8 protein-coding genes are annotated in these 15,251 nt (G+C 50.8%); 3 read left to right on the forward strand and 5 right to left on the reverse strand.

The window, feature by feature from the left end:
- Positions 1 to 23: 23 nt before the first annotated feature.
- Positions 24 to 3,068 carry an excinuclease ABC subunit UvrA gene (uvrA, locus tag TH61_RS08000; RefSeq protein WP_157600652.1) on the reverse strand — a complete coding sequence of 1,015 codons (3,045 nt, stop codon included), beginning with the start codon at positions 3,066 to 3,068 and terminating at the stop codon, positions 24 to 26.
- Between the two features lie 325 nt (positions 3,069 to 3,393).
- Between uvrA and TH61_RS08005 the strand changes: the two genes are divergently transcribed.
- From TH61_RS08005 to TH61_RS08015, 3 genes are all read left to right on the forward strand, one after another.
- The gene (locus TH61_RS08005; RefSeq protein WP_082780334.1) at positions 3,394 to 6,060 is read left to right on the forward strand and encodes a TonB-dependent receptor; all 2,667 of its coding nucleotides are present in this window, start codon (positions 3,394 to 3,396) and stop codon (positions 6,058 to 6,060) included.
- Positions 6,057 to 7,154: a DUF4249 domain-containing protein gene (locus tag TH61_RS08010; protein ID WP_066508102.1), complete on the forward strand. Its 1,098-nt coding sequence runs from the start codon at positions 6,057 to 6,059 to the stop codon at positions 7,152 to 7,154. The genes TH61_RS08005 and TH61_RS08010 overlap by 4 nt, the downstream gene beginning before the upstream one ends.
- A 70-nt stretch (positions 7,155 to 7,224) precedes the next feature.
- Positions 7,225 to 9,093: an MG2 domain-containing protein gene (locus tag TH61_RS08015; RefSeq protein WP_066508103.1), complete on the forward strand. Its 1,869-nt coding sequence runs from the start codon at positions 7,225 to 7,227 to the stop codon at positions 9,091 to 9,093.
- A 251-nt stretch (positions 9,094 to 9,344) separates the two neighbouring features.
- On the opposite strand, the gene TH61_RS08020 is transcribed toward TH61_RS08015, so the two are convergent.
- The 4 genes from TH61_RS08020 to TH61_RS08035 all read right to left on the reverse strand — a co-directional run bounded on the left by TH61_RS08020 (position 9,345) and on the right by TH61_RS08035 (position 14,941).
- On the reverse strand, positions 9,345 to 10,463 hold the full coding sequence (locus TH61_RS08020) for an alanine racemase (protein ID WP_071887811.1): 1,119 nt from the start codon (positions 10,461 to 10,463) through the stop codon (positions 9,345 to 9,347).
- 18 nt (positions 10,464 to 10,481) lie between these two features.
- Positions 10,482 to 13,223: a gliding motility-associated C-terminal domain-containing protein gene (locus TH61_RS08025; RefSeq protein WP_197464117.1), complete on the reverse strand. Its 2,742-nt coding sequence runs from the start codon at positions 13,221 to 13,223 to the stop codon at positions 10,482 to 10,484.
- A gap of 203 nt (positions 13,224 to 13,426) precedes the next feature.
- A complete protein-coding gene (locus TH61_RS08030; RefSeq protein WP_066508105.1) occupies positions 13,427 to 14,056 on the reverse strand; it encodes a PepSY-associated TM helix domain-containing protein in 630 nt (209 codons plus the stop codon).
- Between the two features lie 150 nt (positions 14,057 to 14,206).
- A complete protein-coding gene (locus tag TH61_RS08035) occupies positions 14,207 to 14,941 on the reverse strand; it encodes a TIGR00730 family Rossman fold protein (protein WP_082780450.1) in 735 nt (244 codons plus the stop codon).
- Positions 14,942 to 15,251 lie beyond the last annotated feature (310 nt).

Consider the following 15,251-nt stretch of genomic DNA (forward strand, 5'->3'; position numbering starts at 1 on the left):
TTCAGAGAATCAGGCCAAAAACGCTAGTCGGTTTTCTTTTTGGGGCCGGGCTTCTTCTTTTCTTTGACCACAGCTGGGGCTACCGAGGCGTCTGCCGTTTCCTCTTTCTTCTTGCGGCCTCTGGGCTTCTTCTCCTTCACCTCGTCTACCGGGGCATCGTCAAAGGCTTCTTCGAGCTCATCGGCTATGAACACGGGAGCGTCTATGTAGAGGCTGGTGCTGAGCTCGTCTTTCAAGAAACGGGAGGTATGACCTAAGCCGGTTGCGGCTACCTCTTCAGGCGTGCCTTGGGCAACAATAGAACCTCCTTTGGCGCCGCCTTCTGGCCCTATGTCAATCACGTGGTCGGCTACTTTGATGAGGTCCATGTTGTGCTCAATGATGAGCACGCTGTTTCCTTTGTCCACCAGACGGTTCAACACGTCAGACAGGTGCTCAATGTCCTGGAAGTGCAGACCCGTAGTAGGCTCATCTAGAATGTACAGCGTACGGCCGGTGTCTTTCTTAGAAAGCTCCGTGGCCAGTTTCACACGTTGCGCCTCGCCCCCAGAAAGGGTAGTGGCCTGCTGCCCCAAGGTAATGTAGCCTAAGCCCACATCGTTCAAGGTCTTAATCTTTCTCAGGATTCTAGGCTGGTGCTCAAAGAACTCTACAGCCTGCTCCACGGTCATGTCCAGAATATCCGTCACCGACTTGCCTTTGAAGCGAACTTCCAGGGTTTCGCGGTTGTAGCGTTTGCCTTTGCAGGTCTCACAGGGCACGTACACGTCTGGCATGAAGTTCATCTCAATGGTACGCATGCCGGCGCCCTCACAGGTCTCACAACGGCCGCCTTTTACATTGAAGGAGAAACGTCCTGCCGCGTAGCCTCTAATCTTAGCCTCAGGCATGGACGCGAACAGGCTTCTGATCTCGGTGAACACCCCGGTGTAGGTGGCCGGGTTAGAGCGCGGCGTGCGGCCAATCGGGCTTTGGTCTACCTCGATGACCTTATCAATGTGGTTGAGGCCTTCAATGTCTTTGAACGGAAGCGGTTCGCGCTTGGCATGGAAGAAGTGCTTGTTCAGGATAGGGTAGAGCGTGTCATGAATCAATGACGATTTTCCACTCCCCGAAACCCCGGTCACGCAAATCAACTTACCCAGAGGCAGTTCCAGCGTCACGTCTTTCAGGTTATGCCCCGTGGCTCCGCGCAGAATTACGCTCTTGCCGTTGCCTTCGCGCTTTTGACGGCGCACCGGAATGCCTCGTCTGTAGCTCAAATAGTCTGCAGTAGTAGTACCGCTTTCCATCATTTCTTTTGGCGTACCGGCAGTCACAATCTGCCCACCATGGATGCCGGCGCCCGGACCGATGTCCACCACGTAATCAGCGGCCAGAATCATGTCTTTGTCATGTTCTACCACCACCACTGAGTTGCCTAGGTCACGCAAATCCTGCAAAGCCTTAATCAGCTTCTCATTGTCGCGCTGGTGCAAACCAATGCTGGGCTCATCCATGATGTAGAGCACACCCACTAACTGCGTACCAATCTGCGTAGCCAAACGTATCCGCTGGCTTTCGCCGCCAGACAAGGTGCGCACCGAGCGGTGTAAGTGCAAATATTCCAATCCTACGTCTACCAAGAAACCAATGCGTTTGCGAATCTCTTTCAGGAGCTCACGTGCAATTAGGTTCTGGCGGTCATTCAGGCGGTCTTCCAGGTTGGCAATCCAGTCAGCGAGCTGTTGGATGTCCATTTCAGAGAGTTGCCCAATGTGGGTGTTGTCCAGTTTAAAGTGCAAGGATTCTTTTTTCAGGCGGTAGCCATTGCACTCGGGGCAGGTGCTCTGCTGGGTGTATTCCTGAATCCAGGCGCGTACGTTGTCTGAGTCAGACTCCAGCTGTTTCTTCAGGAAGTTGATGACGCCCTCAAACACGAAGGGTTCTTTCTTGCCTTTCGGGTCTTCTTCCTCAAAACCGTACATCAATTGATGCCACGCCTCTTCGGGGATGTCCTCAATAGGGGCCATCAACGATAGCTTATGGCGTTTGAGCAAGGCCTGTATCTGCGAGAAAATCCAGATGTCGCGATACTCGCCCAACGGCGCAATACCACCCCGACTGATGCTCACGCTCTTGCTGGGGACTATGGATTCCTCGGTCAGTTCCTGGATTTCGCCTAGGCCATTACACACCGGGCACGCGCCGTACGGCGAGTTGAAGGAGAAGGTGTTAGGCGCTGGGTCATCATAGGCGATGCCCGTAGCCGGGTCCATCAAGTGACGGGAGTAGAACTGCGTCTCGTTGGTGTCGGCGTCCATGGCCAGAGCGGTGCCTTTGCCGTGTTGCAAGGCGTTCTGGATGGAGGTAGACAGGCGGTAGCGGTCCTCGGCAGAGGGCACCAGCTTGTCAATCACAATCTCAATGTCGTGGATTTTGTAGCGGTCCACCTGCATCTTAGGCGTGAGCTCCACTAGTTCGCCGTCAATGCGGGCGCGCAGGAAACCCATCTTGCGGATCTGCTCAAACAGCTCGCGGTAGTGGCCTTTCCGGCCTTTCACTACGGGGGCCAGAATGATGGTGCGCTTGCCGTTGAAGTACTCCAAGATGTGGTTCACAATCTGGTCATCACTCTGCTTGACCATCTTCTCACCGGTCTCATAACTGAAGGCCTCGGCGGTACGGGCGTACAGCAGGCGCAGGAAGTCATAAATCTCAGTGATGGTGCCCACGGTAGAGCGGGGGTTGCGCGAAGTGGTTTTCTGCTCAATAGAGATTACCGGCGAAAGCCCTTCAATCTTGTCTACGTTGGGTCGTTCCATGCCCCCCAGAAAGGAGCGGGCGTAGGCCGAGAAGGTTTCCATGTACCGGCGCTGGCCCTCGGCGTAGATGGTGTCAAAGGCCAGGGAAGATTTCCCAGAGCCCGAGATGCCCGTAAAGACCACCAGCTGGTTGCGCGGTATCTTGAGCGAGATGTTCTTGAGGTTGTGTTCCCGGGCCCCGTACACTTCAATGAAGGGTACATCCACGGTGGTTGAGGTATGTTTTTTGGCTACCGAGGTAGCATCCGTATCTTTTGGCGTCATCCGATTTGGTTCGGTTTAAAGAGCAAAGGTAGGCATTCCCGCGCTACCATGGCACCGGGCAATCCATCTCTTCTTAACCGAATTTTAAGCGGAATAGTTTAGCGGAAGGTGATTGTTCTTTGGGAAGCTGAGCATAGCCGTTTTTGGCCTGTTTTCCATAAAATAGGCTGAAAGTAGATTGCTCATCTCTACTTTTTTGAAAGCTTCCTTCCGTCAGAGATAAACCATTCGCTATCAAACATCAAAGGTAGATATATAGCCAAGATACTATTCTTTTAAAGTATATTCATGACTTGGAGCGCATCAGGTTCCGTTTGTGCTGGTTATGAAAAAATTTGTTGGCCTTTGGCTGGGTCTTTTCTGTTTATTGCTGGTGACGCATACTGCCGTTGGGCAGGCTCTTCCCTTAAAGAAAATTACTGCATCTTATTCCCAAAAACCCATTCAAGAAGTGTTTGCTGACTTGGCACACCAGGCCTCGGTGCGCATTTTCTATAAGCAGGAATGGGTAGACAGCTTACTGGTGACTGATTCTTTTAATGAGGCAGCTTTACCGGTGGTTCTGGAGAGAGTTTTGGAGAAAGGCCATCTCTCCTATATTCTGTATGACACCTTTACGGTAGTGGTGGTGCCTAAAGAATATGGTCGGCCTGTAAACTTAGACTCTGTGTCTTGGAAAAGTACGCAAGCGCTGGCTAACCCTAATAGAAAGGTGGAGTTAAGCGGCAGGGTGTTGAACGGCAAGACCAATGAACCTGTAGAGGGGGCTACTGTGAAAACGCAAGAAGGCGTGAACATTACCGTAACCGACAGCAACGGAGCTTTTACTTTCTCTTTGCCGGTAGGCACTTATACCTTGCAGACCCTGGCCCTTGGCATGCGCGAAGACAGCCGTAAAGTCCCCTTAGGCAGCAATAAATACATTACCATTCCTCTTTTTGAAAAAGTAAATGAATTAAAGGAAGTGGTGGTGACCTCAGCTTCTGTCAACCAACAGGTAGAGCGGCTGCAAATGGGCGTGGCTAAGCTAGATGTGCGGCAATTGAAAATGATGCCTGCCTTTCTAGGGGAAGTGGACGTGGTGCGCAGTATCTTGTCCTTGCCCGGGGTAACCACCGTAGGCGAAGGCGCCACTGGTTTCAATGTGCGGGGCGGAAGCATTGACCAGAATTTAATCCTGCAAGACGGGGCTCCCATCTTCAATTCCTCGCACCTGTTTGGCTTCTTCTCAGTGTTTAATCCAGACATGGTGGAAGACGTTACTTTGTATAGCGGGGGTATGCCGGCCAGATTTGGTGGCCGCATTTCCTCTGTCTTGGATGTTGCCTTGAAAGAAGGAAGCCCGGAACATTTCAAGGCAAGTGGCGGCGTGGGGCTGGTGGCTAGCAGACTACAAGTAGAGGGGCCGTTGGTAAAGAACAAGGCATCGTTCTTAGTGGCTGGCCGCGTGGCGTATCCAGATTGGTTGCTACAGTTCGTGCCCGACCAGTCAGTTAGAAACAGTTCTGGGTATTTTTATGACGCCAACGCCAAATTTACGCTACAGGCAAGTGAAAAAGACCATCTGAGTTTCTCTGGCTACAAAAGCAAAGACGGTTTCAGGTTTGGGTCAGACACTACGTACACATGGGGCACTAACCTGGCTTCGGTTCAATGGCAGCATGACTTCTCTAGAACCCTGAGCACCTCTTTGACCGGTGTGCTAGGTCAGTATGATTATGGGTTAAGCTCAAATAAAGAAGCCACAGGGTATACTTTAGATTTCGGGATTGCCTACCAATTGCTAAAGGCAGAGGCTAACTATAGCTTGAGTGATAAGCACGCCTTTAACGCAGGGGCAGAAGTTACTAACTACCTGTTTAACCAAGGTGACTTGCAACCTAGTGCCACTTCCATTCTTAGAGCAGAGAAAATGCCCGAGGAAAAGTCTCTGGAAGGAGCCTTGTTTTTAGAGCATGTTTATACGCCCAGCCCGATTCTATCTATCAGTTACGGACTGCGGTATTCTGGGTATAGGCAATTGGGTCCCGGTGACGCCTTGATTTTGGGGGAGCAACAAACGCAGGAAGAAGGCACGGTGATTGGAACCATATCTTACAGCAAAGGGGAGGCCATGCAACAGTACTTTACCTTTGAGCCGCGCTTTTCCCTTAGGTACACGCTTAATGAAAACAGTTCAGTGAAGTTGGGGGTGAATAGAACGGCCCAATACGTGCACCTCATCTCCAATACCATGTCTGCCTCTCCGGTAGACATCTGGAAGACCAGCAACAACAACTTAAAACCGCAGATAGGTGACCAGGTAAGTCTGGGATACTATAGAAACCTGCTGGAACATACCCTAGAACTATCCATAGAAACGTATTATAAAAGGATTCAAAACGTAGTGGATTACCGGGACGGCGCACAGCTGGTCTTAAACTCCACCCTGGATGCAGAACTAGTGCAGGGCGACGGCAAGGCCTATGGGTTTGAGGTGATGGCTCGCCGCAAGGAGAAAAGGCTGACCGGTTGGTTGAGTTATTCTTACTCCAGAGCATTCAGAGACGTGAGCACTATCAATGGCGGGCGTAGCTACCCGGCCAACTATGACAAGCCGCATAATTTGTCGCTGGTCCTTAACCAGCAACTGGCCAAGCGGTTTAGTGTGTCAGGCAATTTTACGTTTAGCACCGGCCGGCCCGCTACTTATCCAGAGTCGGTGGCCAAGGTGGGCGGCATGGTATTTCTGTATTACAATGGCCGCAACCAGTACCGCATTCCCAACTACCATAGACTAGATTTGGCCTTTACCCTGGACGGTACCAACAAGAAAAACAAGAAATGGCAGAACAGTTGGGTTTTCTCTTTGTACAACGTGTACGGGCGCAAAAATCCTTATTCGGTGTACTTTATGCCTTCTTACGGGGGTACCACGCCGCAGGCCTATCAATTGTCTGTCATAGGGGCCATAGTTCCGGCCCTTACCTATAACTTCAAATTCAACAAATGAGAAACGCACACATACGGTTTCTTCTGATAGGGGCACTGGTCTGGTTGTCTGCCTGCATTGAACCGATAGAGGTGGTGACCGGTACCCAGCAAGATACCTTGGTGGTAGATGGAACCGTCACTAGTAAAGTAAACCCACAGACCGGGCAGAGAGAGTTGGCATGTACTATCCTTTTATCTTCGGCAGAACCCTTTAACAGCGCCTCTGGCATAGTGGTAAGTCGTCCAATTACAGGAGCCCAGGTGTATGTGCAAGACAAGCAGGGGAACAAATGGCCAGTGCCTGAAAAAACAGAGCTGCAAAACAACAAAGTCACTGTCATAAAGGGTAATTATGGCTTTCTGGTTTCGTCCACTGAGTCACAGGTGGGCAATGTGTTCACTGTTTTCATTAAACTACCCAACGGAAAAGAATACCAGTCCCAACCAGAGGTGTTGCAAGCGGTGCCCCCAATACAGGAGCTTGAATTTATCTTTAAGGAATTTGTAGAAGTTGTTAAGAATGGCGCCGGCGAAAATGTAGAAAAGAAAACCCCGGCCTTTGAGGTAAGCGTGACCGTCAATGACCCGGCCAATGCGCAAAATGCCTATAGATGGGAGACCGAGGGCATTTTTCAATACCAGACCAATCCGCCAGAGATCCTTCCACCGCCGGCCTCCATCTGTTGGTCGTACGCCGGGCGCATTAACAAGCAGATTGAGGCTATAGATGATAGTAGAACCAATGGGCAGCGCATCAAGTTGCCAGTGGCCGTAGTGCCCTTTGACCTGCAGACCAGGTACCAGGCCATTGTACGGCAATACTCCCTTACGCCTAAGGCATATGAGTTTTGGCGATTGTACAGACAGCAACAGACCAGTGTAGGCAGTATCACAGACCCGGCTCCAGCCCAGATTAGAGGCAACCTCTTTAACGTCAAAGATCCCTCAGAAGTGGTCATTGGCTACTTTGGGACCTCAGAAGTGAATGAGAAATTCATTATCATCAACCGGTCTCTGTATGGTCCTATGCCTGGCGCACCCTTTGTGGTATTAACCAGAGACTGCCGAGGGCTTTACTCCAACAGCACGCATATTCCTCCTTTCGGATTTTAATTTGACGTCCACCAGAACCTTCATTGTGCGCAGTATGCCTTGTTTAACAAAATCAAGTAGACTATTCCTGTTGGCTGTACTACTGAACGTTGTTGGATTCTTCAGCCAGCATAGCAACGCCCAAACTCTTTCATTGCAGGAGCAGGTGAGGAGGGTAGAGGCAGCCTTGGTACAAGAACGAATAGCCTTACAGCATGACAAACCATTTTATCTGGCTGGTGAGCAGCTTTGGTTTAACGTGTACTTGTCTGGCCGTGATACTGCAGGCTTGAGCAAGGTGGTGTATGTAGAAGTGAGGGATGCCAATGGTAAAGAGGTAACCTCCCAAGCTCATTTGGTAACCGACAACTCTGCGACTGGTGACGTTGCGTTGCCCAAAAATCTGGCTTCGGGGTATTACCAGGTGAAGGCCTATACCGCCTGGATGAAGAATTTTAGCCAAGGGCAGCAGTTCTCCAAAAAGATTCTAATCATGAATGCCAAGGATTGGCGAAAAGAGAAGAGCCCCGTTCTAACCCCTTCTCATACAGTGCTCAGCCAAGGTGAACAGCTAGCGTCTGTTGAAGAAAAAGATACACTAATAGAGGGAAATGCATTAGCCGCCGCGGCCAAGGAACGCTTGATTGTGAAAGGCCAGCAAGAAGGGAGCCTCTTGGTGCAGGTGCTGGGCATGGGTACTCAACCAGCCTTCCTCTTGGCAGAGGCTGGAGGAAAGGTTTTTTACAGCAGTCCCTTAGCCGTCACAGATGACCTGCGCCAACTAGAAGTCCCACTCTCAGAAGTGAGAGATAAGCAGGTTCGGTTTCTGCTACTGGATAACCAAGGCAAGGTGCTGGCAGAAGAGCGCGCAGAAATACATGCACCGCAGCTAATTCGGGCCGAAGTATTCACTGCAAAAGAACAATACCAGCCCCGTGAAAAAGTAACAGTAAAGGTAAGGCTTACCAGCGGCCAGGCAGGAGTAGGGAATGCGCAACTGTCAGTGGCTGTATACGCTGACCCTCAACGGTCCTGGGGAGATGTAAAAAGTGAACACCATCAGGATGAAGCCTTATGGCAAGCCATTGAGGCCGGAGAGAATAAAAGGCAGCACCTAAAAGAAACAGAGGTTTTCCCGCTCCCTAGAGCATCTGGCAAGGGAACAAGGTTGCAAGAGGCTCAAAGCCCTATTACAAACCCCGCCGTAAAAATTTCTGCTTCTGTTAATCAAGAACTGCAACGGCTGGAGGCGGTGCAGTTTCTTGAAGAGGCCTATGAGGTAAAGAGGTATGAGAAGCTGTACCAGCCTATTCCGTTGCATATGGATAAGACGTTTAAGTTAGACCAGTACATTGACTTTGCGTCCACAGAAAGCGCCATCCAGGAAGTCACCTCTAACCTTAGATTGAGCAAGCAGAAAGGAAAATTCCAACTCCGGATTTTATATACTGACCAGTTCACCAAATACTTTTTTAAGGAAGAGCCGCTTTACCTGGTGGATGGGGTCATGGTCAAAGACATTGATGAGATTCTTCAACTAGACCCTAAAGACCTGGAAAGTATTCAGCTTGCCTGGAAAACAGAAACCCTCAGCCGTAACAACCTGGACCAACTAGCCTGGAACGGAATATTCTTAGTCAATACCAAGGGTGCTGCCCATAGAGAAAGGTTGGTAAAAAGGGGCTTTCAGGCTTTGTTTGCCCACTTGGATGTGCCTTACACCCTTCAAGAAGTTAAACAAGAGAGCTCAGGCCAAGAGACAATCCCAGATTTAAGAGTTTCTTTAGGTTGGTTTCCTGGGTTAAAAACTGACAAGGACGGATGGGCCACCTTTGAGTTCACAACCTCAGATGACCTTGACACTTTTAGGGTAGCCATTATGGGTGTTGCAGAGCAAGGAGAAATGGTACAAGCCCACAAATTTTTCCAAGTGACGGCTCCTCCGGCTACAGCTAAGTAGGAAAGGGAAAATGCGTTTTTGACCTACTTTTCATAAAACAGGCCAAAAACGCATCTGCTCACTTTTGTCATCTAGGAAAGAACTTGTGGGCAAGCTGTAACAGTGTTTACTTGAGCGCTTGTCTAGTTCGCTACCAAAATCCTTTCAGGATGACAAAAACGGCGAGGTTGCTTTCAGGATGACAAAGAGGAAAAGAATAGCAGACTTCTAAAATGCCAGACCTCGTAGTGTGCGAAGCTCCTACGAGTGTCTTACAGAACCACGCCACTCAAATGCTCAAGCCGTTCACCTGTCAACGTTAAATAGCTTCTAGCCACATCTGCCGTCAAGCAGGAATGCACCGGCAGAACGCCCACCAAACCTCCCTGCTGAAAATGGTGCATCAACGCTGGCGTAGTGCGCACAATGCCATGCTCCTGTGAAAGAGAAACCACTACCGTATCTGGCAGAGGGGCACCCCAACCATTCTCCGTTAAAGGCACTACCAAGCCAAAGATGTTCCCGTCAGGCAAAGGCAGGGCATCTTTAGAAAAATGTACGGAGCCGCCGTAGAGAATGACTTCGTTTCGGTCTGGGTGCAGAGCCACTATGGGACAAGCCAGGGCTACGGCAAGGTCTTGCAACTTGCAGGAGCCAATCTGATGCTGGGTGAGGTCATAGAAGACGTAGTTGCCGGGGCGCATCTCATCTATGCCAACAAAGTCTTCCATTACACTGCAACACGGCGTGTCGCCAATGGAAAATTGCAGGTTAGGCCAGTCAGAAGAATAGCGCTCTTTCAAGCCACGCATTTTGTCCAAGGTCTGTTGGTGGACGTCCGCAATCTGTTCTTGGCCGCGGGCTTTGTAGGAATGTCCGGCGTGGGCCAGAAAGCCTTGAAACGTATGCGCAGATGGTTGCCTCAATTCATTCAAAACCGCATCCAGCGTGGCGATGTCTTCGGCTTTGATGCCGGTGCGGCCGTACCCAGTGTCTGCCTTAATCCAGATATTTACTGGGGTTTGCAGATGCTCGCGCAGGAAAGCCACATCGTCCACAGAAGTGATGACCAAATGCAAGGTAATCTGTTGAGCCAGCTCCTGAATTTGCGGCAACTGTCGTCGGTTCAAGGGGAAGGCCACCGTAATGTCCTGCCAGCCATGCTTTGCGAAATACTGTGCCATCTTCACCGAGGAGACCGTGATGGCCGTGGTGCCGGCTTCTCTAAACCATTCACCTATCTGTCTGCTTTGGTGCGTCTTGAAATGCGGACGCAGGCGCACTCCGGCGCCCTGGGCTTTCTGGGCCATGCGCTGGATGTTGGCCTTGACAATCTGCTCGTTCAGGAGCAGGGTAGGTTCAGTGATTTGGTCAAGGGAAAGAGTAGCCATACCGTAAAGCAACAGAAATTACCGGACAATCTCCACCCAACCTTTGAGCAGGCGGCCGTCCTGGCTATTGGCTAAATGGTAATAGTAGACGCCGTCAGAAAAGCCCTTGCCTTCCCATTCATTTCTGTAGTCCTTGGTGTGATAGACCCGTTTGCCCCAGCGGTCATAGACAGACAGTTCCCAATGGACGGCGTCTGTCACATTTCTAGGATACAGCAAGCCCATGATGAAGAAGTTGTCATTGATGCCATCTCCGTTAGGGGTGAAAATGTTTGGAATAAACAAGCCGGCTACGCAGTCTTTTGCCTTTATGGTGATGGCATCAGACTCAATACAGATGATGTCCTGCAGAGAGACGGTCACGCGGTATGTACCGGGTTTGGTCACCTCCAAAGTGGCATTAGTAGAACCATCAGACCATTTGTAAGTGACGTTGGGCAGTACCTGCCCGATGGTGAGCACATCGCCGTTGCAAATGGTGGTGTCATTGCCTAGCTCAATGGTGGGCGGCATGAGATAGAAGACCTTGATCTCGTCACGGGTGATGCAGTTAAATTCATTGGTGACGTCTACCCAGTAAGTGCCGGGCGCATTGACCAGCAAGGTAGATTGCGTAGAACCGTCTTTCCATTTATAGATGGCGTTGGCGCGGCCCACATTCAGTAGGAGCGTTTGGCCTACGCACAAGGTAGTGTCCTTGCCTAGGTTAACTACCGGTAATGGGTTGAAAAGCACATTCACCTCGTCTTTGGAGGTACAGCCGTTGATGGTGACTTCCTGCCAGTAGGTGCCGCTTACCGTTGGTGAAATAGTAGCCGAAGTAGCGCCCGTGGACCATTTGTAAGTGGCACCCGTTTGGGCCGTACCCAAGGTGAGCGGGTCATTAGTGCAGAGTATGCGGTCCGGACCCAAATTCACGATGGGCAGCGGCTTGTAGCTTATGTTAATGAAATCTGAAGTAGAACAACCTTGCGCGTTGGTGACGGTAACCTCATAACGGCCAGGCTTAGTGACGGTAAAGGTAGGGTTGGTACTGCCATCCTGCCATTTGTACGTGGCACTTCCGCCGTTAGTGGGGGTGGCGTTGAGCACAGTCGTTTCCCCTTCGCAAAGGGCCAGGGGTGGTCCTAACTCAAGAACGGGCACTGGTAGCAAGGAGATGACTACTTCGTCTGTATTCACGCAGCCCGTAGCCGAGGTTACTTGCACGGAGTACGTGCCCGGGGTAGACGTAGTAAGAGTAGGCGTGGTGAGGCCGTTGCTCCAGAGGTAAGAGATAGCGCCTGCCACGGTGGCATCCAGCGTTACAGGCGTGCCCGGGCAAACCTGGCGGTCTAGACCCAGGTTTACGTTGGGCAAGGGGTTCACCACAAACTCAATGGTATACTCCTCTAAGGTATTGATGAACTTGCGGGTGAGCTTCACTTTGTATTGACCTGGCGCAGTGAACTTATGCTTGCCTATGGCTTGGGTAGAAGTGTTCAAGACGCCCGAGGCTGGGTCCCCAAACTCCCAGAGCGTGGACAGGGGCGCCGGGGCGTTGGGGGCCACGTTCAGTTTAAAAGTGGTCTCCTCGCCAAAGCAAGTGTTGGCCATTTTTAGCTCGCCGTCATAATAAAAGAAGCTCTGCACAAACACCGGTAGTCCGCACATGCTGATGCCGCCACCCAAATCCAAGCCTTGGTCTACGTACTGGCAGGCCGCGCCCAATGCGTTGGGTTGGTTGATGACACCCAGATGCCGACTGGTGGGCCGGGCCACGTAAATTTTCCCATCGGGGCCAATCTGTAAGCTTCCGCCCACGTAGCGCTGGGCGCCGTCCTGGCCAATATTGGCAATCTTCACTGCTGAAGAAGCGACTAGTGCCGGGCTGCCCGCCAAAAGGTTGACCTGCATCAAGTCTAAGTTGCCAGAAGTGGTGTAGTAGAGCTTGGACATGTCTGGAGAAAACTCTGCCCCATATCCACTGAAAAAGCCATTGACGGGGATCGGGTTGGAAATAGTGCCTGTTGAGGCGTTAAAGTCATAAATTTCAACCCCCACCGCATAAGAGGCCACAGCCAGCCGGCGGCCGTCTGGAGATGCCTTCATGCAACCAATGGCGGTGGTGTTGTTGTTTTCCAACTTGTGCACCCTGCCTGTTTTGCTAATGATAGGCTTCGTCTGTACTCCGTTTTTAGTGACCAGAAAGGTTTTGAACGCGTCTGTGCCGTATTCATGGCAAATGACCCAGATGTCCTGCCGGTTGATGTGCTGTACGGCTGTAACCATTTCAGAGACCGGTGCTGCCAGAAACACATTCTTTTCTACCACTTGTCCCTTGCCGCCTTGCAATGACATGTCTACCGTGCTGTACCTAAGGCCATTGGGTTGCGCGTTGTTGGCGTTGGTGAAAATATAATACCGCTGGGGCTGGCCCGGTGCAGGTACCACCACCGCGGCCTGGGCCGTGGAAGAGTGGCCCAATAACCCGGTACCGTCTGCCATTACCTTGTGGTCATGGCTCCAAACAGTGATGCCGTCTGTGTAGAAAAGCAGGTTGCCCTGGGCGTCTGAAATGGAGGCGCAACCCTCAGAGGTGTTCATGGCGCTGTTGAGCAGAGGCTTGGGGGTGCCAGATCTAAAATCCAAGGCGGCATTATTCCCGAAGTACCAATACGTGCCCTGCCCTTGTGCAGAGACGCTCTCAGGCAAACAAAAAAGCAAGAAGAGAAAGGCTAGGATACCTGCTAGCAACCTAGTAATAACAGATGAACGCACAAGAAAGGGTTTAGATAGAATTGGGGGAACAAATCTAAGAAAGCCGAAGGGGATTTGAAATAGCATCTGGTTGCTATTTCATTCACAGCCTCAGTTACTTACGTTTTTAGCCTCTTTTCCAGAAAATAGCCCCAAAATGCCTTGTTAAGCACCTTTGTCTTTTAGCTCAAGGAAAGATGTCGCTTTGAAAGATAGTGAAGATACTAGTTTCCTCTAAGTGGTTTGGCCGATCTACTGGGCGAGGTAGGAGTGGTGCTGGCAGCAGCCTGCTTCATGCGCTTGGGGCCGTACCACAACCAGAAGCCCGTGATGGTGAAGATGAGTAAAGCCACGCCCATGATGGTGCTGTAGATGACTTTCAAAACACCGCTATCCAAGCCAAGAATCCTGTCCAAGATTGAGCCGTCATGTAGGTTTTCAATGAAGTCGGCGCGGCGGGTTTCCAGGTGCAGAACTTTGCCCGTGGTAGCGTCCAGCTGTACGCCTATGTAGTCTTCCACAAACAGGAACTTGACGGTGCCTTTGTCTGGGCGCATGTCTATGCGGTCCAGGGTGAGCATAGACGTGTCTTTGCCTAGAGAGTCTTGTATGGCGTTGAACGCATTTTTAGTAAGACTGTCCACGGGGAGCCAGTCTTGCAGGTGGGTAGAGGTGCCCGTATAGGTTTTGGCTAGTATTATGCCACCCGTGTGCTTTTTCCAGCCCAATAGCAGACCCGTAATAGAGATGACAAAAAAGAACACGAACAGCAAAGCCCCCGTGAGCCGGTGAACCTTCCGGAAGTCACGCAAGACGCGTGCTTGTTTCTGGCGTTTGGTACTGTCTGTGTTCATGTAATGGAAGCTAATTAAGGAACGCTCCGTCTCCAAAGTTAGTACACCAGAAACAAACCATCTGCCCTAAAACCAAAAGAGCCCGAAGACTTTCGTTTTCGGGCTCTTTTCTGGGAAACAAGCCAAAAATGGCCTGCCATATAGTCTCTCCTAGAAGTTGGGAGACAACAGGTATTTGCTGTAGAAATCGTCAATCACCTTAACGGCGTCTGTGGCGTTGTCTACCAGGTGTACCAGGTCCATGTCTTCTGGGCTGATGTTGCTTTCTTGGTGCAACATTACGTCTCTAATCCAGTCAAACATGCCTTGCCAGTAGGCTTTGCCCACCAACACAATCGGGAACTTGCCAATCTTTTTGGTCTGGATCAAGGTGATGGCTTCAAACAACTCATCTAGCGTTCCAAAGCCGCCTGGCATGCCAATAAAGCCTTGGGCGTATTTCACGAACATCACTTTGCGCACAAAGAAGTAGTCAAAGTTGATGAGCTTGTCTGGATCAATGTAAATGTTGTTGAACTGCTCAAACGGCAAGTGGATGTTCAAGCCCACAGAGCGTCCGCCTTCTGAATGCGCGCCCTTGTTACCGGCTTCCATGATGCCTGGGCCACCGCCCGTGATTACGCCGTAACCGTGGCGCACCAGCTTGGCGGCAATCTCCTCGGCCATGATGTAGTACGGGTTGTCTGCCTTGGTGCGGGCAGAACCGAAGATAGACACGCACGGTCCAATCTTGGCCATCTTCTCAAAGCCCTCTACAAACTCAGACATCACCTTAAAGATCTGCCAGGAGTCTGCTATTTTAATCTCATTCCAGTTCTTGTCTGTGAACGCCTCTCTAATGCGCTTGTCATCCTCAGAGATCTGGGGGACCTCGCGCTTGGCCATCTTTTTAGCCTCATGCAAAGAGGATACTTTGTTGTCATTGGCGTCTGGCTGGACAATGGTCTGTCCGCTGCCCACGTTGCTTACCTCGTCTTGCAACTTGGTCTTGCTGGTTTTTCTCAACTTCGTCATAATATCAATCAATCGTTTTTGCCCTCTTTTCTGGAAAACACGCAGAAAACAGAGCGGGTAATTAAATAGGATGGTTACCCTCTAAACAAGAGAGCGGTTGTGTACAGGATAAAGGTCTGTAAGCCTTTGGAACAACGGGTTAACCGGGCAAAAGTAAGAGACGCAGACACCGGCAGGACCT

Source organism: Rufibacter sp. DG15C (assembly GCF_001577755.1).
In the GTDB taxonomy this organism is placed as follows: Bacteria; Bacteroidota; Bacteroidia; order Cytophagales; family Hymenobacteraceae; genus Nibribacter.

Excerpts from the sequence above, each read along its gene's own strand:
- uvrA (WP_157600652.1), bottom strand. The coding sequence starts at position 3,068 with ATGACGCCAAAAGATACGGATGCTACCTCGGTAGCCAAAAAACATACC.
- TH61_RS08005 (WP_082780334.1), top strand. The coding sequence starts at position 3,394 with ATGAAAAAATTTGTTGGCCTTTGGCTGGGTCTTTTCTGTTTATTGCTG.
- TH61_RS08010 (WP_066508102.1), top strand. The coding sequence starts at position 6,057 with ATGAGAAACGCACACATACGGTTTCTTCTGATAGGGGCACTGGTCTGG.
- TH61_RS08020 (WP_071887811.1), bottom strand. The coding sequence starts at position 10,463 with ATGGCTACTCTTTCCCTTGACCAAATCACTGAACCTACCCTGCTCCTG.
- TH61_RS08030 (WP_066508105.1), bottom strand. The coding sequence starts at position 14,056 with ATGAACACAGACAGTACCAAACGCCAGAAACAAGCACGCGTCTTGCGT.
- TH61_RS08035 (WP_082780450.1), bottom strand. The coding sequence starts at position 14,941 with ATGGCCAAGCGCGAGGTCCCCCAGATCTCTGAGGATGACAAGCGCATT.